Origin of the sequence: Rhizobium sp. LjRoot98, assembly GCF_964252935.1 — a bacterium.
Classification (GTDB): domain Bacteria; phylum Pseudomonadota; class Alphaproteobacteria; order Rhizobiales; family Rhizobiaceae; genus Pararhizobium.
The window spans coordinates 1354471-1374893 of the sequence record NZ_CAXUPW020000001.1 but is presented as its reverse complement, the minus strand read 5'-3'; the positions used below and the strand labels follow the sequence as shown (position 1 = coordinate 1374893).

The 20423-nt window shown below is 60.4% G+C and carries 15 protein-coding genes and 1 pseudogene; 11 read left to right on the top strand and 5 right to left on the bottom strand.

Going from position 1 to position 20423, the window contains the following annotated elements:
- Positions 1-74: 74 nt before the first annotated feature.
- Genes lptB through lptC form a run of 3 tightly spaced genes read right to left on the bottom strand, consistent with a single transcriptional unit; the run spans position 75 to position 2142 of the window.
- Positions 75-884, bottom strand: a complete 810-nt coding sequence (gene lptB, locus ACSQ3J_RS06775; RefSeq protein WP_060500847.1) for an LPS export ABC transporter ATP-binding protein — start codon at positions 882-884, stop codon at positions 75-77.
- A 13-nt stretch (positions 885-897) separates the two neighbouring features.
- Positions 898-1458, bottom strand: a complete 561-nt coding sequence (locus tag ACSQ3J_RS06770; protein WP_060500845.1) for an LptA/OstA family protein — start codon at positions 1456-1458, stop codon at positions 898-900.
- A 15-nt stretch (positions 1459-1473) separates the two neighbouring features.
- On the bottom strand, positions 1474-2142 hold the full coding sequence (lptC, locus tag ACSQ3J_RS06765; protein WP_060500844.1) for an LPS export ABC transporter periplasmic protein LptC: 669 nt from the start codon (positions 2140-2142) through the stop codon (positions 1474-1476).
- A 226-nt stretch (positions 2143-2368) separates the two neighbouring features.
- On the opposite strand from lptC, the gene sppA reads away from it, so the two are divergent.
- The 3 genes and pseudogenes from sppA (at position 2369) to ACSQ3J_RS06750 (ending at position 4168) form a co-directional block, all read left to right on the top strand.
- Positions 2369-3328, top strand: a complete 960-nt coding sequence (gene sppA, locus ACSQ3J_RS06760) for a signal peptide peptidase SppA (protein ID WP_060500842.1) — start codon at positions 2369-2371, stop codon at positions 3326-3328.
- Positions 3329-3445: 117 nt separating this feature from the next.
- A pseudogene (locus tag ACSQ3J_RS06755) lies at positions 3446-3766 on the top strand (integration host factor subunit beta); the annotation flags it as partial.
- Positions 3767-3823: 57 nt separating this feature from the next.
- Positions 3824-4168, top strand: a complete 345-nt coding sequence (locus ACSQ3J_RS06750) for a DUF1049 domain-containing protein (protein ID WP_060501398.1) — start codon at positions 3824-3826, stop codon at positions 4166-4168.
- Between the two features lie 6 nt (positions 4169-4174).
- Here ACSQ3J_RS06750 and ACSQ3J_RS06745 read toward each other — a convergent pair whose 3' ends face one another.
- Positions 4175-4633: an SRPBCC family protein gene (locus ACSQ3J_RS06745; RefSeq protein WP_060500840.1), complete on the bottom strand. Its 459-nt coding sequence runs from the start codon at positions 4631-4633 to the stop codon at positions 4175-4177.
- 118 nt (positions 4634-4751) lie between these two features.
- On the opposite strand from ACSQ3J_RS06745, the gene ACSQ3J_RS06740 reads away from it, so the two are divergent.
- The 5 genes from ACSQ3J_RS06740 (at position 4752) to ACSQ3J_RS06720 (ending at position 10582) form a co-directional block, all read left to right on the top strand.
- Positions 4752-5912 carry a class I SAM-dependent rRNA methyltransferase gene (locus ACSQ3J_RS06740; RefSeq protein WP_060500838.1) on the top strand — a complete coding sequence of 387 codons (1161 nt, stop codon included), beginning with the start codon at positions 4752-4754 and terminating at the stop codon, positions 5910-5912.
- The gene (locus tag ACSQ3J_RS06735; protein ID WP_060500836.1) at positions 5909-6763 is read left to right on the top strand and encodes a TrmH family RNA methyltransferase; all 855 of its coding nucleotides are present in this window, start codon (positions 5909-5911) and stop codon (positions 6761-6763) included. The genes ACSQ3J_RS06740 and ACSQ3J_RS06735 overlap by 4 nt, the downstream gene beginning before the upstream one ends.
- Positions 6763-7251, top strand: a complete 489-nt coding sequence (gene lspA, locus ACSQ3J_RS06730) for a signal peptidase II (RefSeq protein ID WP_060500835.1) — start codon at positions 6763-6765, stop codon at positions 7249-7251. The genes ACSQ3J_RS06735 and lspA overlap by 1 nt, the downstream gene beginning before the upstream one ends.
- A gap of 56 nt (positions 7252-7307) precedes the next feature.
- Positions 7308-9611 (top strand): PAS domain-containing hybrid sensor histidine kinase/response regulator, encoded by a 2304-nt coding sequence (locus ACSQ3J_RS06725; RefSeq protein ID WP_060511958.1) that lies wholly within the window; start codon positions 7308-7310, stop codon positions 9609-9611.
- A 92-nt stretch (positions 9612-9703) separates the two neighbouring features.
- Positions 9704-10582 carry a GNAT family N-acetyltransferase gene (locus ACSQ3J_RS06720; RefSeq protein ID WP_060500831.1) on the top strand — a complete coding sequence of 293 codons (879 nt, stop codon included), beginning with the start codon at positions 9704-9706 and terminating at the stop codon, positions 10580-10582.
- 171 nt (positions 10583-10753) lie between these two features.
- Here the strand turns inward: ACSQ3J_RS06720 and ACSQ3J_RS06715 are convergent, their stop codons facing one another.
- Positions 10754-13039, bottom strand: a complete 2286-nt coding sequence (locus tag ACSQ3J_RS06715; RefSeq protein ID WP_060500830.1) for an NADP-dependent malic enzyme — start codon at positions 13037-13039, stop codon at positions 10754-10756.
- A gap of 102 nt (positions 13040-13141) precedes the next feature.
- Between ACSQ3J_RS06715 and mutS the strand changes: the two genes are divergently transcribed.
- From mutS to murJ, 3 genes are all read left to right on the top strand, one after another.
- On the top strand, positions 13142-15886 hold the full coding sequence (gene mutS / locus ACSQ3J_RS06710) for a DNA mismatch repair protein MutS (RefSeq protein WP_060500828.1): 2745 nt from the start codon (positions 13142-13144) through the stop codon (positions 15884-15886).
- A gap of 96 nt (positions 15887-15982) precedes the next feature.
- Entirely contained in the window at positions 15983-18829 is a 2847-nt protein-coding gene (locus ACSQ3J_RS06705; protein ID WP_060500826.1) for a [protein-PII] uridylyltransferase, read from the top strand.
- Positions 18826-20418 carry a murein biosynthesis integral membrane protein MurJ gene (gene murJ / locus ACSQ3J_RS06700; RefSeq protein ID WP_060500824.1) on the top strand — a complete coding sequence of 531 codons (1593 nt, stop codon included), beginning with the start codon at positions 18826-18828 and terminating at the stop codon, positions 20416-20418. The genes ACSQ3J_RS06705 and murJ overlap by 4 nt, the downstream gene beginning before the upstream one ends.
- The last annotated feature ends 5 nt before the right edge of the window (positions 20419-20423 follow it).

Here is a 20423-nt window from a genome sequence, read left to right as displayed (position 1 = left end):
AGGCAGGCTGCCCGGATGCGCTGAAAGGCTCTTTTCCGAAAGCGGCAGGCTTGCCGCCGCCTCCTGCTTGAGCCTCAGAGGCTGAAATTGTCGCCGAGATAGAGACGCCGGACGTCCGGGTTGGTGACGATATCGTTGGCCCGTCCATGCGTCAGCACTTCGCCGGCATGGATGATGTAGGCGCGGTCGATCAGGCCCAGTGTTTCGCGGACGTTGTGGTCGGTGATCAGCACGCCGATGCCGCGTGACGTCAGATGCCTCACCAGCGCCTGGATGTCGGCAACGGAAATCGGATCGACGCCGGCAAAAGGCTCGTCGAGCAGCATGAACGTGGGGTCTGTCGCCAGCGCCCGGGCAATTTCCAGCCGGCGCCGTTCGCCGCCGGACAACGCGACGGCCGGTGATTTGCGCAGGTGGGAAATATTGAACTCGCTGAGCAGTTCATTCAGCTTGCTTTCGCGCCGTTCGCTGTTCTTGTCATGAACCTCAAGGACGGCCCGGATGTTCTCCTCGACCGTGAGGCCGCGAAAGATCGAGGCCTCCTGCGGCAGATAGCCGACACCAAGGCGGGCGCGGCGATACATCGGCATCGACGTGACATCGTTGCCGTTGATCTCGATCGAGCCTTCATCGACAGGGACAAGGCCGGTGATCATGTAAAAACAGGTGGTCTTGCCGGCGCCGTTGGGGCCGAGCAGGCCAACGGCTTCGCCGCGGCGCACGACCAGCGACACGCCGTCCACGACCCGCCGCCCGCGATAGGCCTTCGTCAAGCCGCGCGCGATCAGCGTGCCTTCATAGCGCGCCTTGTCCACGGCACGGGCAGCCGGGGCAGCCTCAGGTTTGGCGCCCCGTTTGCGCTTGTGAAGAAAGGGAATATTCACGTGGGCGTCTGCATCAGTTCGTTTTCTGGGACTTCGGGTCGAGCTGAATCTGGACGCGGCCGCCGCAGGCTTCGAGCTGTGCCTCGCCGGTGTCCATCTGAACGTTCAGCTGGCAGCCGCTAAAAACGTTCTTGCCTTCCGACAGAACGACCTGCTTGCCTTTCAGCACCAGCGTTTGTGCCGTCATGTTGAATTCGCCGGTGTCGGCTGTCGCCTGTTGGGTTCCCGATTGCAGGAAGACCTTCTGATCGACTTCAATGCGATCGATCTCGGCATTGCCGCCGGAAATCGAGCCGCCGCCCTTCTTGTAGAAAACCACCATTTTACCGGCCTGCAATGTCGTCGTTCCCTGAACGACCTTCACATTGCCGGTGAACATGGCCTTGCTTTCCGCATCCTTGATTTCAAGCTTGTCGCTTTCGATCTGAATTGGCTCATTGTTGGAAAGCTGCATGCCTTTCATCTTGCTCGTGGTCGCCTGGGCGGCGGCCGGAGACATGGAGGCGCTGGCAAAAAGGCTTAAGAGAATGGCTGTTCCGGCAAGCCGAAAGGAAAAGGCTGAAGTGGCCGACATATGTGCCCCGGTTTTCTAGTTGGCGGTTTTACGGATGGTTGCGGGATCGACAACGACCTTTACCATGCCTTCAAATGTAACAATGCGTCCCTTATCCGTCATTCTCAACGACTGTGCAACAATGGAACCGCCCTTCATGGTGATTGCGATCGGCTTCTTCGTTTCCATCTCACCGGCATTGATATCGAGATAGGCCGCTTCGAAATCGGCGATCAGCCCATTGTTCATGGTAATGCTGAAGGGGGCATTCATATCCAGCGTGTTGCGTCCGCGGTCATAAATACCGCTGATCGCCTCGACGGTGGCAATCAAAGTGTCGTTGACGGGCATTTCGGCATGGATCGTCTCAAGGGTGATGATGTCCGGATTGGCGATGTCCTGCAGCGCCCGCGTCGCCTTCATCGAATAGCTGATGTCCTGCTTGTTGCGCCCGGAAATCGCCGGGTTCTGCATGACGATCTTGCCATTTTCGATTGTCGCGTTCTCGATCGTGACGTTTTCTGGCAGAAAAGCCCGCACCACGGAAACGGCAACGAAGATGGCACCGATGAGCACCGCGATCAGAGGCAGTATGACTTTCAGCCGCTTGACCCGCCGCGAGTGGCGCGCCGCGACCGTATAAGCGTCGGTCAGGATCGGCCCCGAATGCGGCAAGGCGCCGGTAAATTGCACGTCATTCAGCATGAAATAGACCCGTTATTCAAAATACATCGCGGCGCAAATGCGCATTTGCCTTGGCTGTCAAGCGATGTGAGTGAGCGCGAATATGGAGATTTTTTTGTTCCACCACAATGTGAGGCGCGAATTTTGTTCAAGCCGGGTTACAACACGGCCGCGCTGGCGCTATGAAACCGTGCGCTTCTCGCGCCGGGCCGTTTGTCCCCAATACCCCTGAACAGGAGGAAAGACCATGGATCAGCTTGCCATCGCCGACCGGCGCCAACTGCGGCGGAAGCTCGGTTTCTGGCGGCTTGTGGCCATTGCTCTTGTACTTTGCGCAGGCGTTGCCGCCTATTTTTATTCCGGCACAGGCCGGGCGGGTGGCCTCAGTCAGCCACATATTGCCCGCGTTACCATTTCCGGCATCATCCAGGATGACCGCGAACTGCTGGAGCGGTTGAACACCATCGCCAAAACCGATGCGGTCAAGGCACTGGTCGTCACCATTTCCTCGCCGGGCGGGACGACTTATGGCGGCGAAGTGCTGTTCAAGGCCATCCGCAAGGTTGCGGCCAAGAAGCCGGTTGTCTCCGATGTACGCACGCTGGCTGCCTCCGCAGGCTATATGATCGCGCTTGCCGGCGACCGTATTGTGGCAGGGGATAGCTCGATCACCGGCTCGATCGGTGTGATCTTCCAGTATCCGCAGTTCAAAAACCTGATGGACAAGATCGGCGTGTCGCTGGAGGAAATCAAATCCGCGCCTCTGAAGGCGGAACCGTCGCCGTTCCACCCGCCCAGCGACGATGCCAAGGCAGTGATCCAGGCGATGATCGATGACAGTTTCAACTGGTTCGTCGATCTGGTTGCCGACCGGCGGAAAATGCCGCGCGATGAGGCCCTCAAGCTTGCCGACGGTCGGATTTTCACCGGCCGCCAGGCGCTGAAGTTGAAGCTTGTCGATGAGCTCGGCGGTGATGACGAGATCCGCGCCTTCCTCGATAGCCGCAAGGTTAGCAAGGGGCTGGATGTGATCGAATGGAAGGCGCCCAGTTCATCCTTACCGTTCGGGCTCGGATCGGCCGCTACAGCTCTTGCCAAATCCTTGGGATATGACGCTTTTCCGTCTTTCGGCGCGCTCGAAAGTTTGGGCCGGGACAAGTTGTTTCTTGACGGTCTGGTTTCCGTTTGGCAGGTTGGCGGCGACTGAAAAGACGCGATGGCCTTTTGGATGCCGTTTTTGGAGGCTTGAAAACGGCATGCTACTCCGCACAAGAGGTGGACAAGGCCGTCCGATGGGCTTAACGCTTTAAGATCACATACAAATTCACAACAGGGGGCGACAGTGATCAAGTCAGAACTGGTGCAGATTGTTGCGGCGCGCAACCCGCATCTCTATCACCGTGATGTCGAAAATATCGTCAATGCCGTTCTTGATGAGATTACAGATGCCCTGGCGGGCGGAAACCGGGTCGAACTTCGTGGCTTCGGCGCGTTTTCGGTGAAAAACCGGCCTTCGCGATCCGGCCGCAATCCGCGCACCGGCGACAGCGTCTTCGTCGAGGAAAAATGGGTTCCCTTCTTCAAGACCGGCAAGGAATTGCGCGAGCGCCTTAATCCTGGCGCCGATGACGAAGATGATGAATGAAACGTCCGCCCGGTGCTTGAATGCGCCGGGCAGGCGACATGACGGAGACGTGGAATGATGATGAAGAAGCTGTTGAACATCGTGGTGCTGGTTCCGGTCGCGATCATCCTGATCGTGCTGTCCGTCGCCAACCGGCAGATGGTGACGCTGGCGCTCAATCCGTTCAATCCCACCGACAGCGTCCTGTCGGCCTCGGCACCCTTCTTCGTGTTCCTGTTTCTCGCGGTGATCTTCGGCATGATCGTCGGCTCGCTGACCACGTGGTTTACCCAGGGCAAATATCGCAAGCGGGCCCGCAACGAGGCGCATGAAGCGGTGAAATGGCATGCGGAAGCCGACAAGCACCGCGCGCGCGCCGAAACCATTGCCGCACAAACGCTGCTTCCGGCCTCCTCCAAATAATTCCGTTCAGCTGTTTGCTGCAGCCTGCGCCGTCACGGCCGCATTGAAGTCTGCGAAGAATTGCTGGGCAAGCTTCTTGGCACTGGAGCCTACCAGCCGCGAGCCGAGTTGTGCCAGCTTGCCGCCGATTTCGGCCTTGGCCTCGTAGGTTAAAATGGTCTCGTCGCCATCTTCCTTGAGAACAACATCCGCGCCGCCCTTGGCAAAACCGGCAATGCCGCCTTTGCCCTCACCGGAAATCGTATAGCTTTCGGGTGCGTCGATGTTGGACAGCACCACATCGCCGGAAAAGGAAGCCGAAACTGGGCCGATCTTGATCTTGACTGTGGCTGAGAGTTCGGTCGGCGACGTCAGCTCCAGCGACTGGCAGCCGGGAATACATTGCCTCAGAATCTCGGGATCGTTCAACGCCGCCCAAACGATATCGCGGCGCGCAGCAATGCGTTCTTCGCCCTGCATCTCCATGATGATCCTCCCTGATCATGTCTGCCCAAATGTATCGCAGATCGGAAACAGCTTTGCCAAGAGAAAGAGCGGTGCTATTTGCAGCCTTTGAACACTAGCAGCTGACGGGCGAAACGGCGTGAAAGATAAAGACAGACGGCCAAAGGGCAAAACCGCACCGGCAACGTCGTCGCGCGGCGTGCAGGGCCGTGCCGCGCAGGCACCGGCCAGCCGGTCATCGCAATCCAAGCCGCAGCAATCCAAACCCCAGGCGATGCGTAGCGGTGAGGTGCGGCCTCCTGCCAAGGCGTTCGGGGAGAAAACAGCGGCAAAATCGGCGGCTTCGGATCCAGCGCCGCGTGCCGAGGTGCGTATCCGCACCGGCACCAAGCCGGACGAGCGTATCCCGATCATCCTTGAAACCAAGGGGGCGCGCGATTATCACCTGATCGACAGCGGCGATGGCCTGAAGCTCGAACAATATGGCCCTTACCGTATCGTTCGCCCCGAAGCGCAGGCGCTGTGGCCAAAGACGCTGCCCGCGCATGTCTGGGACAATGCCGATTCGATTTTCACCGGCGATACCGACGAAGACGGCATGGGGCGCTGGCGCTTCCCGCGGCAGGCGCTTGGCGAAACCTGGCCGATGCAGATTCTCGACGCCGAGTTCTACGGTCGCTTCACCGCATTTCGCCATGTCGGCGTCTTTCCGGAACAGCTGGCCCACTGGAGCTGGATGAAGGAGCAGATCGAGACGGCGGGCCGGCCGCTGAAGGTTCTCAACCTGTTCGGCTATACCGGTGTTGCCTCGCTGATCGCCGCGAAGGCAGGCGCCGAGGTCACCCATGTCGATGCCTCGAAGAAGGCGATCGGCTGGGCGCGCGAAAACCAGGCGCTTGGCCGCAACGACCATCTGCCGATCCGCTGGATCTGCGAAGACGCGATGAAGTTCATCCAGCGCGAGGAGCGCCGCGGCAGCCGCTACGACATCATCCTGACCGATCCGCCGAAATTTGGCCGCGGTCCCAATGGCGAGGTCTGGCAGCTTTTCGATCATCTTGCCTTGATGCTGGATATCTGCCGCGAAATCCTGTCGCCGGATGCCAAGGGCCTGGTGCTGACCGCCTACTCGATCCGCGCAAGCTTCTATTCCATCCACGAACTGATGCGTGAAACGATGCGCGGCCGCGGCGGTGCAGTGGAATCGGGCGAACTGATCCTGCGCGAAGGCGGTCTTGACGGCAACGAGCCGGGCCGTGCGCTGTCCACCTCTCTCTTTTCCCGTTGGGTGCCGAAATGAACGACTATAATCAGGGACCCCGGCGTGTCGGCCAGGTGAAGGAAGTCACCAGCCTTGCCAATCCGATCATCAAGGACATCAAGGCACTCGCCAACAAGAAGGAGCGCGACGAAACCCGTTCCTTCATCGCCGAAGGTCTCAAGCTGGTCATCGATGCGCTGGACCTTGGCTGGACCATTAAGACCTTGGTCTACGCGAAAGCCGCCAAGGGCAAGGCGCAGGTCGAGCAGGTCGCGCTGAAGACGGTTGCCACCGGCGGGCTCGTTCTTGAAGTCAGCGAGAAAGTGCTCTCCGCCATCACCCGGCGCGATAATCCGCAGATGGTGGTCGGCGTCTTCGAACAGCGCTACGCCAACCTGCGTGACGTAAAGCCTGTGCTAGGCGAAACCTATGTGGCGCTCGACCGCGTCCGCGATCCCGGCAATCTCGGCACAATTATCCGCACGGCTGATGCCGCAGGTGCCTCCGGCGTCATCCTCGTCGGCGAGACCACGGATCCGTTTTCGCTGGAAACGGTCCGCGCCACCATGGGGTCGGTGTTTGCGATGCCGCTGATGCGCGCCAATGTCAGCGACTTCATCAAGTGGCAGAAGGCAGCCGGCGTGCAGCTTGCCGCCACTCATCTTGCCGGTGCCGTCGATTATCGCACCATCGACTACCGCAAGAAGCCTGTCGTCATCCTGATGGGCAATGAACAGGCTGGCTTACCGGAGGAGCTTGCGAGGGAGGCGACGGCGCTTGCCCGGATTCCGCAGCAAGGCCGGGCCGATTCGCTCAACCTGGCCATCGCCACCGGCATCATGCTGTTTGAGGCGCGCCGCCATCTGCTGACGCTGGACGATAGAACCTGATGCAAAAGACTGCCCTTTTTTCGCGCCCGGTGCCGGTCGCAATCCTGATCGTCGTCGCCGTCCTGCTTGATCAGGCGATCAAAGCCGCCGTCGAACTTTGGCTGCCCTATGGCGAAAGTGTTGCCGTCCTGCCATTCCTGGCTCTCCACCGCGTCTACAATTACGGCGTTGCCTTTTCGCTGTTTTCAGGCGTCGAGCGCTGGGCCATCATCGGTCTTCGAATTGTGGTGGTGGCCTTCGTCATCTGGCTCTGGCGCAAGACGCCGGCCGATCGTTTCCTGACGCATCTCGGCTATGCGCTGATCATCGCAGGAGCCATCGGCAACGTGATCGATGGCCTGATCTTCGGCTATGTCATCGACTACGTGCTGTTTCACCTGCCGACATGGTCTTTTGCCGTCTTCAACCTCGCCGACAGTTTCATTACGATCGGCGCTGGTTCGATCATTCTCGACGAAATCCTGCACATGAAAAAGCAGGATCGCTAAAATCTTAGAGACCGGCTGAAGCCAATCAAAACGCTTGCCATGCTAGGCCAAGCGTCATGAGCGACCTGCCAAACCTGAGAAAACGGATTACTGTTGAGTTCAGCGCACCGAAGCGGACGTTGAACAACAGGCGCGCATCTGATGCGCCCTTGGCCGAAGATCCGCATTCGCTGGAACCGGAAGAAGGTCCCGGTGGAGCGAAGGAGCGTTATCCGGGATTGAAACCGGCCCTTGCCGGCGTTGGGCTGCTCGGCTCGGCCGCTGTTCTCGGCGCAGGCATTGATGCCGGGTTCTATTTGCTTTCGGCTGGTCTGGCTATTGCCGGTGTCACTGGCGCGGCCCTGCTGCTGAAAGATTGGTACGGATCCGTCGCCGGGCCCGCCGAAGCCAAGGGGCGCATCCGGGACGAAAAAGCCAGCGATAGCCGCTGGGAGCGCAGCGAGACCTCGCAGCTTCTCTCCACCATTCACGATGCCCTCGGCGATATCGCCATCATCCGCGAGCCGGGCGGCAAGATCGTTCAGGCCAATTCGGTATTTTGCCGCCTGACAGGCTGGTTGAAGCCCGAAGGACGGACCTGCGAGGCGCTCGGGATCGACTTCGAACCGGCCCCCGGCTCCAATCACTACCGGGTTCGCATCGTCACGGATGCGGGGACGAAAATATTCGACTGGCACGACGTGATCGCCCGCGAGCCAGCCAGTGGTGCCTTTATGCTTCACAGCATCGCCCGGGATGTCACTGAGGAAAGCCGTATCGCCCGCGAAAGCGAGGAGGCGCGCCGCCGCGCCGAACAGGCGAGCCAGGCGAAGTCACGATTGCTGGCGACCGTCAGCCATGAAATCCGCACGCCACTGTCGGGCATTCTCGGCATGAGCCATCTGATCAGCCAGACGCGGTTGACGAGCGAGCAGAAGAATTACCTCGCCGGCATGCGCCAGTCAGGCCATGCGCTGGTGCAACTGGTTGATGATCTGCTCGATTTTTCCTCGATCGAGGCTGGCCGCTTTCAATTGCGCCCGGCGCCGGAACCGTTGCGCGAAACGATTGAAAGCGTCGTCGAGATGCTGTCGCACCGTGCGCATGAAAAGGGTATCGAGATCGGCGCCACCATTGCCGCGGACGTGCCGGGCCTGATGGATTTCGACGCGGCCCGGCTGCGTCAGGTTCTGTTCAACGTCATTGGCAATGCGGTCAAGTTCACCCATACCGGCGGTGTGCTTGTCAGCGCCGCGCGGGAGCGCGATACGATTATCGTCAGTATTAATGATACCGGGCCCGGCATGAACGCGCGGGAACAGGCTCGGGTGTTCGATGAATTCGAGCAAGCTGGGGCCAGATCCCAGCGTGCCGGCGGCACAGGTCTCGGTCTCGCTATCTCCCGGCGGATCATGGAGGAGTTTGGCGGTTCACTGACGCTCTCCAGCGTTCCCGGGACAGGTAGCACGTTTGAAATCCGCTTCCCCGCCCTGGGGTGTGATCTCGCGAATGCCTCTCTCGCCAGAAAAGACGTGCTGGGAATGTCCCGCGTGCTGGTCATGGCACCGGCTGGCCCTGCCTCGGCCGCGCTCTTTGCGACGATCCGGACGCTCGGCGGTTTCTGCGAACGCGCCGAAACGATAGAAGATGCGCAGGCCGCCGCCGTGCGGGCGCTGTCCACGGGGATGCCACTGACCGACATCATCGTCGATCATCGCCACGCCGCACAGTTTCGCCGGCTTTTGGCGCAGATGCCAAGCCTCGAACAGCAGAAGCTGCGCAAGACCTATCTGATCAATCCGGAAGAACGCAACGGCCGGCAGATCAACCAGATGGATGGTTATCATGCGTGGCTGATCAGGCCGCTGCGGGAAAAATCTCTGGTCGAGGTGCTGCGAGGCCGCATGAAAGGAATGGAAGTGCGTGACGCATTCAACGACAACCGCCCGATGCTGCGCGAGGTCCCCGCGCAGCGGGACAGGCCGGCCGAAGGCGGTCTGCTCTTGGCTGAGGACGATCCGATCAATGCCCTCATGGTGCGTTCTGTTCTGGAGAAAGCCGGCCATACCGTTCGCGTCGTCGATGATTTTGCCGTGCTTGCCCTAACGTTGTTTGATGCGCCAGCCGCTGTCCGTATTGCCCCGGAACTGATCGTCAGCGACCTGAATATGCCCGGCGGCGATGGGCTGTCGATGCTGGAGCGGCTGCGTGAGCACGAGCGTCAGTCCGGCAGCGCGCCCGTCCCGGTCATCATTCTGACCTCCGACACGCAGCTCGATACGCGCCAGAAACTCATGGCTGCCGGAGCAAGCGCGGTGTTGTCCAAACCCGCGGACCCGAAAGCGCTGACCGCTGAAATCGATCGCCTGCTTGCTTCGTGACTTTGACGGTTTTCTTGGGCCTTCGATGTCACTATCCTGTCGCAGAAACATGGTTTAAGCCGGGCAGGATAAAGCGACTAGGATGACGTACGATGACAATCGAAACTCTGGATCTGGTTGTGGTGGCTGAACAGCCGCAGACCCGTGTCCGGGGCGTCAATGCCCCGGCGCATGACATACTCGGACGTATCGGCAATCTCGAGACGCGGCTTGCCCGCAACGCGTCTGAAATCGATGCCGCGCAGGCGGTCCGCTACAAGGTTTTCGTCGAGGAGATGAAGGCGCAAATCCCGCTGGACGCCGATCGCCGCAAACGTGACGCCGATGCGTGGGACCTGGTCTGCGATCACCTTCTGGTGCTCGACACGTCGATCGAGGGTGACCCGGAAGACCAGATCGTCGGAACCTATCGCCTGCTTCGCCAGGACGTCGCGACCCGGACAGGCGGCTTCTATTCGGCTTCGGAGTTTTCGGTCGGCTCGCTTCTCGAGCGGCACCCGGACAAGAAGTTCATGGAGCTTGGCCGCTCCTGCGTCCTGCCGGAATACCGCACCAAGCGCACTGTCGAGCTTTTATGGCAGGGCAATTGGGCCTATGCGTTGAAGTATGGCGTCGACGCCATGTTTGGCTGCGGCTCGTTTCCGGGTGTCATTCCCGAAGAGCACGCGTTGGCGCTGTCTTTCCTGCATCATAACGTGGTCGTTCGTGACGAGTGGGACGTGTCTGCCCGCCCGGAACTCTATCGCACCATGGACCTGATGCCGGTTGAAGCCATCAACATGCGCAAGGCGCTTGCCGCTTTGCCGCCGTTGATCAAGGGTTATATGCGCCTTGGCGCCATGGTCGGGAATGGCGCCGTGGTCGATCACGCGTTCCGCACCACCGATGTGCTGATCGTTTTGCCGATCACCAATATCTCCGGCCGCTACCTGAATTACTATGGTGCCGATGCTGGCCGCTTCGCGAGCTGAAGGCGCCGCTTGGCGTTCTGGAATGCAGTTTACATGCAAGTGAACGTTTTGATCGGGCTTCCAATATTGCGGAACGTGTATTCAGTTGTGTTTTGATCAAGATCGACATGTCGCATAAAAAGAGCCCGCCTCGGGTTTGCCGGGCGGGCTCTTTGTGTTTCAGATGCGCGCTCAGCTATTAGCGTTGTGCGCCGCCAGGGCCGCCATGTTGACGATATCGCTGTCCTTGGCCGACATCGAGACGATCTGGACCGACTTGTCGAGGCCGACGAGCAGGGGGCCGATCACCGTCGATCCACCCAGTTCCTGAAGCATCTTGGTCGAGATCGAAGCCGAGTGGAACGCCGGCATAACCAGCACGTTGGCCGGACCTGACAGGCGGCAGAACGGATACTGCTCCATCACCTTGGCATTCAGCGCCACATCGGCCGCCATCTCGCCATCATACTCGAAATCGACACGGCGCTTGTCGAGCAGCTTGACGGCTTCACGGACTCGTTCCGAGCGCTCTCCCGACGGGTGGCCGAATGTCGAATAGGCCAGAAGCGCCACACGTGGCACGTAGCCGAGACGGCGGGCGAGGCCGGCGGCCTCCTCGGCGATATCGGCCAGTTCATCGGCAGACGGCATATCGTGAACCGCCGTATCGGCAACCAGCACGGTACGGCCACGGCAGAGAGCCAGCGACACGCCGATCACCCGGTGGCCGGGTTTCTGATCGATACAGCGGCGAACGTCCTCAAGTGCCGTGGAATAATTGCGGGTGATGCCCGTCACCATGCCATCGGCGTCGCCGAGTGCCACCATGCAGGCGGCGAAGTGATTGCGGTCGTTGTTGATCAGACGCTGTGCATCGCGGAACAGGTAGCCCTTCCGCTGCAGCCGGGCGTAGAGATAGTCGGTATAGGCACCGGTACGTTTGGAAATGCGGGCGTTGACGAGCTGGATACCCGGCCGGTCGAGATCAATGCCTTCGCGCTCCGCCGTCTGGCGCATCCGGTCTTCGCGGCCGAGCAGCATGGCGGTGCCGAGTTCCTGGTTGGCATAGGAAACCGCCGAGCGCATCATCTGCACCTCTTCGCCTTCGGCAAAGACAATGCGCTTCGGCTGGCGGCGAACACGCTCATAGATGCGCTGCAGTGTCGAGGCGATCGGGTCGCGGCGGGCTGACAGCTGCCGGCCATAGGCGGCCAGATCCGGGATTTGTTTGCGGGCAACGCCGCTGTCCATCGCCGCCTTGGCAACGGCCATCGGGATCGCCGAGATCAGCCGCGGGTCGAACGGGACAGGGATGATATATTGCGGGCCGAAACGCGGACGGTTGCCCTGATAGGCGGCAGCCACGTCGTCCGGCACATCTTCCTTGGCAAGGCTTGCCAGAGCCTGCGCTGCAGCGATCTTCATCTCTTCGTTGATAGTCGAGGCATGTACGTCGAGCGCGCCGCGGAAGATGTAGGGGAAGCCGAGGACGTTGTTGACCTGGTTCGGGTAGTCTGATCGTCCCGTTGCCATGATCGCGTCGTCACGGATGCGGGACACTTCCTCCGGTGTAATTTCCGGATCGGGGTTGGCCATCGCAAAGATGATCGGCCGGTCCGCCATCGAACGGATCATGTCTTCGGAGAAAGCTCCCTTCTGGGAAAGACCGAAGACGACATCCGCGCCATTCATGGCTTCTTCCAGCGTGCGGCGATCGGTCTTGACCGCATGCGCCGATTTCCACTGATTCATGCCTTCCGTGCGGCCCTGGTAGATCACGCCCTTGGTGTCACAGAGTATGATGTTGGCCGGGTTGAAGCCCATCGACTTGATCAGCTCGATACAGGCGATTGCGGCTGCACCTGCACCGTTACAGACGAGCTTGGTCGTCTTGAAATCACGGCCGGTCAGCGTCAGCGCGTTGATCAGGCCGGCGGCGGCGATGATCGCGGTGCCGTGCTGGTCATCGTGGAAGACAGGGATGTCCATGATCTCGCGCAGTTTCTGCTCGATGATGAAACATTCCGGTGCCTTGATGTCCTCAAGATTGATGCCGCCAAAGGACGGGCCGAGGAACCGTACGCAATTGATGAATTCGTCGACATTCTCGGTGTCGACTTCAAGATCGATCGAATCGACATCGGCGAACCGCTTGAAGAGCACGGACTTGCCCTCCATCACCGGCTTGGAGGCGAGTGCGCCAAGATTGCCGAGGCCAAGAATGGCGGTTCCGTTGGAAATGACGGCGACCATGTTGCCGCGGGTCGTGTAGTCATAGGCCTTGGACGGGTCGGCGGCGATGGCCTTGACCGGCACGGCCACACCTGGCGAATAGGCAAGTGACAGGTCGCGCTGCGTCGCCATCGCCTTGGTCGGCGATATCTCCAGCTTTCCGGGTCGCCCCTGCGAATGGAAGTCGAGGGCTTCCTGATCGGTCACGCTGGTCGCGCTGCGACTGGTCTTGTCATTTTCGGCCATGGGTCCTCCAACCTTTTGTGGGCGACGGCTCTCCTTAGCCGCTTTGGTGTTGTCTTCTATAAACGCGCATGGATAGTGTGGCACCACTTTTTTGGAACCAGCATGACTTTTGTAGCAGAGCCAATTATCCGTCCTCCCGAGGTTCTGACCGCCGCCCAGCTGGCGACGGAAGAGAGCCGCGCCACGGCCACGCCGATGATGGAACAGTTCATCGAGATCAAGGCGAACAACCCGGATTCGATCCTGTTTTACCGGATGGGCGATTTTTACGAACTGTTCTTTCAGGACGCGGTTGAGGCGTCGCGGGCGCTTGGGATCACGCTGACGCGGCGCGGCCAGCATCTCGGCCAGGACATCCCGATGTGTGGCGTGCCGGTTCACGCGGCAGACGATTATCTGCAAAAGTTGATTGGTCTCGGCTTCCGTGTCGCTGTCTGCGAGCAGGTCGAGGATCCGGCTGAGGCCAAGAAGCGCGGCGGAAAATCGGTGGTGAAGCGCGATGTCGTGCGTCTCGTTACCCCCGGCACGATCACCGAAGACAAGCTGCTTTCGCCATCGGAATCGAACTACCTGATGGCGCTTGCCCGCATTCGCGGCGGCAATGAGCCTGCCATCGCGCTGGCCTGGATCGATATTTCCACCGGCGTCTTCCGGCTGGCGGAAACCACGGAAACGCGGCTGCTCGCCGATATCCTGCGTATCGAGCCGCGTGAGCTGATCCTCGCCGATACGGTATTCCATGATCCGGAGATGCGCCCGGTCATCGACATTCTCGGCCGAGTCGCGGTGCCGCAGCCGGCCGTGCTGTTCGACAGCGCCACGGCGGAAAACCGCGTCGCCCGCTATTATGGCGTCAAGACGCTTGATGGTTTCGGCAGCTTTTCGCGCGCCGAACTCGCGGCTGCGTCTGCCGCAATTTCCTATGTGGAAAAAACCCAGCTCGCGGAGCGTCCACCGCTGGGCGCGCCGGAGCGCGAAAGTGCCGCCTCGACGCTGTTCATCGATCCGGCAACCCGCACCAATCTCGAACTGGTGAAAACCCAGTCCGGCGATCGCAACGGCACGCTCTTGAAGGCGCTGGACCGTACCGTCACCGGCGGCGGCGCCCGGCTGCTGGCCGAACGGCTGATGTCCCCGCTGACGGATCCGGAGCGCATCAATGCCCGGCTTGATTCCATTAGTGCGCTTGCCGACCAGCCGTCGTTCTGCAGCGATCTGCGCTCCGCCCTGAAACACGTGCCTGACATGCCGCGTGCGCTGTCGCGCCTGTCTCTGGGCCGTGGCGGCCCACGTGATCTCGGCAGCATCCTTGCCGGTTGCCAGTCTGCGGTCGAGGTTGCTGGCCTGCTTAGTCGCGGGGATCTCTCGGAAGAGCTGGGCGGCGCGCTTCTGGCCATCAAGACGCTGCCGCAGGATATGGTCCAGCAGTTGGCAGCCATTCTCGGTGATGAATTGCCGCTGTTGAAGCGTGACGGCGGCTTTTTGCGCGATGGCGCCAGTGCCGAACTCGACGAAATGCGGGCACTGCGTGACCAGTCCCGCCGGGTGATCGCGGGGCTGCAGCTCGACTATGCCGAGGAAACCGGCATCAAGTCGTTGAAGATCAAGTATAACAATGTGCTCGGCTATTTCATCGAAGTGACCCAGGGCAATGCCGGGCCGATGACCGACACACCCGAGGCCAAGGCGCGTTACATCCATCGCCAGACCATGGCCAATGCCATGCGCTTCACCACGACCGAACTCTCCGATCTCGAGACCAAGATCGCCAATGCCGCCGACCGGGCGCTGACCATCGAGCTTGAGGCTTTCGATCGGCTGTCGGCCATGGTGGTGGCGGAGGCTGAAGCCATCAAAGCCGCCGCCCTTGCGCTTGCTGTGGTCGATGTGTCTGCCGGGCTGGCGACGCTGGCCGAGGAGCAGGCCTATTGCCGCCCGCTGGTCGATACATCGAAAATGTTTGCCATCGACGGTGGCCGTCATCCAGTGGTGGAACAGGCGTTGCGCCGCCAGTCCGGCGCCGCATTTGTTGCCAATACCTGTGATCTGTCGCCGCATGACGGCGAGGGCGATGGGGCGATCTGGCTTTTGACCGGTCCCAACATGGGCGGTAAATCGACGTTCCTGCGTCAGAACGCGTTGATCGCCATCATGGCGCAGATGGGGGCCTTCGTGCCTGCAGCATCCGCCCATATCGGTATCGTCGACCGGCTGTTCTCGCGCGTCGGCGCGTCGGACGATCTCGCCCGTGGCCGCTCCACCTTCATGGTCGAGATGGTCGAGACGGCCGCGATTCTCAATCAGGCGACGGACCGCTCGCTGGTCATCCTCGATGAGATCGGCCGTGGCACCGCGACGTTCGACGGCCTGTCGATCGCCTGGGCCTCCGTCGAACATTTGCACGAGGGCAACCGCTGCCGCGGCTTGTTCGCTACACATTTCCACGAGCTGACGGTTCTGTCGGAAAAGCTCGATCGTCTGTCAAATGCCACCATGCGGGTGAAGGAATGGCATGGCGACGTCATCTTCTTGCATGAGGTCGGGCCTGGTGCTGCCGACCGGTCCTACGGCATCCAGGTCGCCCGCCTTGCCGGCTTGCCGGCGTCCGTTGTTTCCCGGGCCAAGGATGTTCTGGCAAAGCTCGAGGACGCCGACCGCAAGAACCCGGCCAGCCAGTTGATCGATGACCTGCCGCTGTTCCAGGTGGCAATCCGCCGCGAGGAACAGGTCAAGGCGGGTCCGTCGAAGGTGGAGGAGGCTTTGAAAAGCCTCAATCCCGATGACATGACGCCACGCGAGGCGATGGATGCGCTTTACGCGCTGAAGAAGCAGCTTGGTAATTCTTGATCGTAAGAGTCTTGTCCATTCTCGGGCAAAAAGGCTATAGCGCATGCACAAGCATGGCTCGCAGAGCCTGCCGGACAGGAAGACGGTCGGCCTTTGATGACCATACATGAGACGTCATTTCCCGATATCCTGAATGTTACGGCACTCAGGGCCAAGTGCAGTTTCATCGCTTCGGCGCATGCGGAACACCGCGACATGATGCGCCAGGCGCTGCTGGCCGCGTTCAAGCAGGCCAATCTGGCCGGCCGTGAAAAGGCGCGTGAACTGCTGCTTCAAGACGGCAGCGGGCTGAAATGCGCCGAGCGGATTTCCTGGCTGCAGGACCAGCTCATCACCCTCCTGCACGACTTCGTCCTGAATGAGGTCTTCGACGCCGCCAATGCCCAGCCTTGGACTCGCATCGCCGTCACTGCCGTCGGCGGTTACGGCCGCGGTACGCTGGCGCCGGGATCCGATATCGATCTTCTCTTCTTGTTGCCGGTCAAGAAGGCGGTCTGGGCCGAGCCTGCCATCGAGTTCATGCTCTATATCCTATGGGATTTGGGCTTCAAGGTCGGCCATGCGACGCGCACCATCGACGAGTGCATCCGGCTGTCGCGCGGCGATATGACCATCCGCACGGCTATCCTCGAAACTCGCTATATCTGCGGTTCGAAGGAGTTGACGGAGGAACTGGAAACCCGCTTCGACGGCGAAATTGTCAAGAATACCGGCCCCGATTTCATCGCCGCCAAACTTGCCGAGCGCGACGAGCGCCACCGCAAGGCCGGTGATACGCGCTATCTGGTCGAGCCGAACGTCAAGGAAGGCAAGGGCGGCCTGCGCGACATCCATACGCTGTTCTGGATCGCTAAATATTTCTACCGGGTGAAGGATTCGGCCGACCTGATCAAGCTCGGCGTCCTGTCGCGCCAGGAATATGCCCTGTTCCAGAAAGCCGACGATTTTCTCTGGGCGGTGCGTTGCCACATGCACTTCCTGACCGGCAAGGCGGAAGAGCGGCTATCCTTCGATATCCAGCGCGAGATTGCCGAAAGCCTCGGTTATCACGATCATCCTGGCTTGACCGCTGTCGAGCGCTTCATGAAGCACTATTTCCTCGTCGCCAAGAGTGTCGGTGATCTCACCCGCATCTTCTGTGCTGCGCTGGAAGACCAGCAGGCCAAGCAGCTTCCGGGGTTTACCGCTGCGCTCAGCCGCTTCACTCACCGCGTCCGTAAGATCGCCGGTACGCTGGAATTCGTCGATGACGGCGGCCGTATTGCGCTTGCAAGTCCGGATATTTTCAAGCGTGACCCGATAAATCTGATCCGCATCTTTCATGTGGCCGATATCAATGGACTGGAGTTCCATCCTGCCGCCCTGAAGCAGGTCACCCGGTCGCTTGGCCTGATCACACCGGCCGTACGCGACAATGAGGAAGCCAACCGGCTGTTCATGTCGATGCTGACCTCGCGCCGCGATCCCGAGTTGATCTTGCGCCGGATGAACGAGGCTGGCGTGCTCGGCCGGTTCATTCCGGAGTTCGGCAAGATCGTCTCGCTGATGCAGTTCAACATGTATCACCACTATACCGTCGATGAGCATCTGCTGCGCGCCGTCGATGTGCTGTCGAGGATCGATCAGGGCCGCGACGAGGAACTGCATCCGCTCGCTTTCAAGCTCATGCCCTCGATCGAAGATCGCACTGCACTGTTCGTTGCCGTTCTTCTGCACGATGTCGCCAAGGGCCGTCCGGAAGACCATTCGACCGCCGGAGCCAAGGTTGCCCGAAAACTTTGCCCGCGCTTCGGCATGACGCCCAAGCAGACCGAAACGGTGGCGTGGCTGATCGAGGAGCATCTCACCATGTCGATGGTGGCGCAGACGCGCGACCTCAACGACCGCAAGACGATCATCGACTTTGCCGAAAAGGTCCAATCGCTCGACCGCCTGAAAATGCTTTTGATCCTGACCATCGCCGACATCCGCGCCGTCGGTCCCGGCGTCTGGAACGGCTGGAAGGGCCAGCTGCTGCGGACGCTGTACTATGAGACCGAACTGCTTCTGTCCGGCGGCTTCTCCGATCTGCCGCGCAAGGAGCGTGCGGCACATGCAGCCGACGTGCTGTTCGATGCCCTGTCCGACTGGAGCCAGAAGGACCGCAAGACCTATACCAAGCTGCATTACCAGCCGTATCTCTTGTCGGTGCCGCTCGAAGACCAGCTGCGCCATGCCCGTTTCATCCGGGAGGCCGACAAGACCGGACGGGCGCTGGCGACGATGGTGCGCACCCACCAGTTCCACGCCATCACTGAAATCACCATCTTGTCACCCGACCATCCGCGGCTACTGGCGGTGATTGCAGGGGCCTGTGCGGCAGCAGGTGCCAATATCGTCGATGCGCAGATTTTCACGACGTCGGACGGCCGGGCGCTGGATACGATCCTGATCACCCGCGAGTTTTCGGTCGATGACGACGAGATGCGCCGTGCTGCGAATATTGGCAAGATGATCGAGGATGTGCTGTCCGGCAAGAAACGCCTGCCGGAAGTGATCGCCAGCCGGACGAAACACCGCAAGCGCAACAAGGCCTTCACGGTGCCGCCCGCCGTCACCATCAGCAACAGCCTGTCGAACAAGTTCACCGTCATCGAGGTCGAATGCCTCGACCGCACCGGCCTGCTTTCGGAAATCACTGCGGTGCTCTCCGACTTGTCGCTCGACATCGCCTCGGCGCATATCACCACTTTCGGCGAGAAGGTCATCGATACGTTCTATGTCACCGACCTTGTCGGCCAGAAGATCACCACGGAAGCCCGGCAGAGCAATATTGTTGCGCGGCTGAAGGCTGTGATGTCGGACGAGGCGGACGAGATGCGCGACCGCATGCCGTCGGGCATGATCGCGCCGCAACACACGCGCTCCGTCACGGGTGCAAAAAAATCCAAGGCAGAATCATGAGCCTCGTCAAGAAATTCATGACCGTCGGTGGCGCCACGCTCGGCAGCCGCATCTTCGGTTTCGCCCGTGAAATGCTGATGGCCGCGGCACTCGGTACTGGCCCGATGGCCGACGTGTTTTATGCGGCGTTCCGGTTCCCCAACCTGTTTCGCCGGCTCTTCGCCGAGGGCGCTTTCAATGCGGCTTTTGTGCCTTTGTTCTCCAAGGAGATCGAAGCCAATGGCACGGATGGTGCCAAACGTTTCTCCGAAGAAGTGTTCGGTGTGCTCTTCACCGTCCTGCTGCTGATCACCATCGCGATGGAACTGTCGATGCCGCTCCTGGTGCGTTTCGTCATCGCGCCGGGCTTCGCCGACGATGCCGAGAAGTCAGCGCTGACCGTGCGCATGGCGATGGTGATGTTCCCCTACCTCATGTGCATGTCGCTGACGGCGATGATGAGCGGCATGCTCAATTCGCTGCATCATTTCTTTGCCGCCGCCGTCGCCCCGATCTTTCTGAACGTGGTGATGATCGGCGCGCTATTCTATGCGCTTTATACCGGCGCCGATCCGCTGACGACCGCCTGGTATCTGTCCTGGGGTGTGCTTGTTGCGGGTGTCCTGCAGCTTGCTGTCGTCTATTTCGGCGTGCTGCATGCCGGCATGAGCATCAAGCTCAAATTCCCTCGTTTCACACCTAACGTCAAACGCCTGCTGATCCTGGCCGTACCTGCTGCGATCACCGGTGGCATTACCCAGATCAATCAGTTGATTGGTCAGGCGATCGCATCGGCGCAGGACGGCGCCATCGCCGCCCTGCAATATGCCGACCGGATCTATCAGTTGCCGCTTGGCGTGGTCGGTATCGCCGTCGGCGTCGTACTGTTGCCGGAACTCTCGCGCGCACTCAAAGGCGGTCATCTGCGCGAGGCCGGAAACCTGCAGAACCGGTCCATCGAATTTGTTCTGTTCCTGACCATTCCGGCTGCCTTTGCGCTGTGGATCCTCTCCGACGAAATCATCCGGGTGCTGTTTGAACGGGGTGCATTCCACGCCGGAAATACCGCCGTTGTCGGTTCGATCCTTGCCATCTACGGCATCGGCCTGCCGGCTTTCGTGCTGATCAAGGCGCTGCAGCCGGGTTTTTACGCGCGCGAAGATACCAAGATGCCGATGCGCTTTTCGGCTATTGCTGTCGTGGTCAATTGTGCTCTGGCAATCACGCTGTTTCCACGCCTCGGCGCTCCGGGCATCGCGGTCGCCGAAGCAACGGCAGGCTGGATCAGCACAGTGCTGCTCTTTGTCACGCTGCTGCGCCGCGGTCATCTGGCTTGGGAATGGGCGCTCGTACGCCGCACGGCGCTGTTGGTTGTCGCCGCGTCGATCATGGGCGGCGTTCTCTATTACCTGCGCAGCGTCTTCGCCGCCTCGCTGGCGTCAGGATCGCCGTTCTGGACGAAGCTGGGGGCGCTTGGAATTCTGATCGGGGTGTCGATGGTCGTCTACTTCGCAGCCGCCTTCCTGATTGGCGGGGCTGATCTCTCGATGATCCGGCGCAATATCAAGCGCAAGGGCGCTGCCAGCGCAACGCCGCCAGAGGATAGTTAAGGCTA

Coding starts and splice junctions, on each gene's coding strand:
- ACSQ3J_RS06725 (WP_060511958.1), top strand. CDS start 7,308: ATGAGCGACCTGCCAAACCTGAGAAAACGGATTACTGTTGAGTTCAGC.
- lptC (WP_060500844.1), bottom strand. CDS start 2,142: ATGCTGAATGACGTGCAATTTACCGGCGCCTTGCCGCATTCGGGGCCG.
- ACSQ3J_RS06750 (WP_060501398.1), top strand. CDS start 3,824: ATGATGAAGAAGCTGTTGAACATCGTGGTGCTGGTTCCGGTCGCGATC.
- ACSQ3J_RS06770 (WP_060500845.1), bottom strand. CDS start 1,458: ATGTCGGCCACTTCAGCCTTTTCCTTTCGGCTTGCCGGAACAGCCATT.
- mutS (WP_060500828.1), top strand. CDS start 13,142: ATGACTTTTGTAGCAGAGCCAATTATCCGTCCTCCCGAGGTTCTGACC.
- ACSQ3J_RS06745 (WP_060500840.1), bottom strand. CDS start 4,633: ATGGAGATGCAGGGCGAAGAACGCATTGCTGCGCGCCGCGATATCGTT.
- lspA (WP_060500835.1), top strand. CDS start 6,763: ATGCAAAAGACTGCCCTTTTTTCGCGCCCGGTGCCGGTCGCAATCCTG.
- ACSQ3J_RS06720 (WP_060500831.1), top strand. CDS start 9,704: ATGACAATCGAAACTCTGGATCTGGTTGTGGTGGCTGAACAGCCGCAG.
- sppA (WP_060500842.1), top strand. CDS start 2,369: ATGGATCAGCTTGCCATCGCCGACCGGCGCCAACTGCGGCGGAAGCTC.
- ACSQ3J_RS06705 (WP_060500826.1), top strand. CDS start 15,983: ATGACCATACATGAGACGTCATTTCCCGATATCCTGAATGTTACGGCA.
- murJ (WP_060500824.1), top strand. CDS start 18,826: ATGAGCCTCGTCAAGAAATTCATGACCGTCGGTGGCGCCACGCTCGGC.
- ACSQ3J_RS06735 (WP_060500836.1), top strand. CDS start 5,909: ATGAACGACTATAATCAGGGACCCCGGCGTGTCGGCCAGGTGAAGGAA.
- ACSQ3J_RS06715 (WP_060500830.1), bottom strand. CDS start 13,039: ATGGCCGAAAATGACAAGACCAGTCGCAGCGCGACCAGCGTGACCGAT.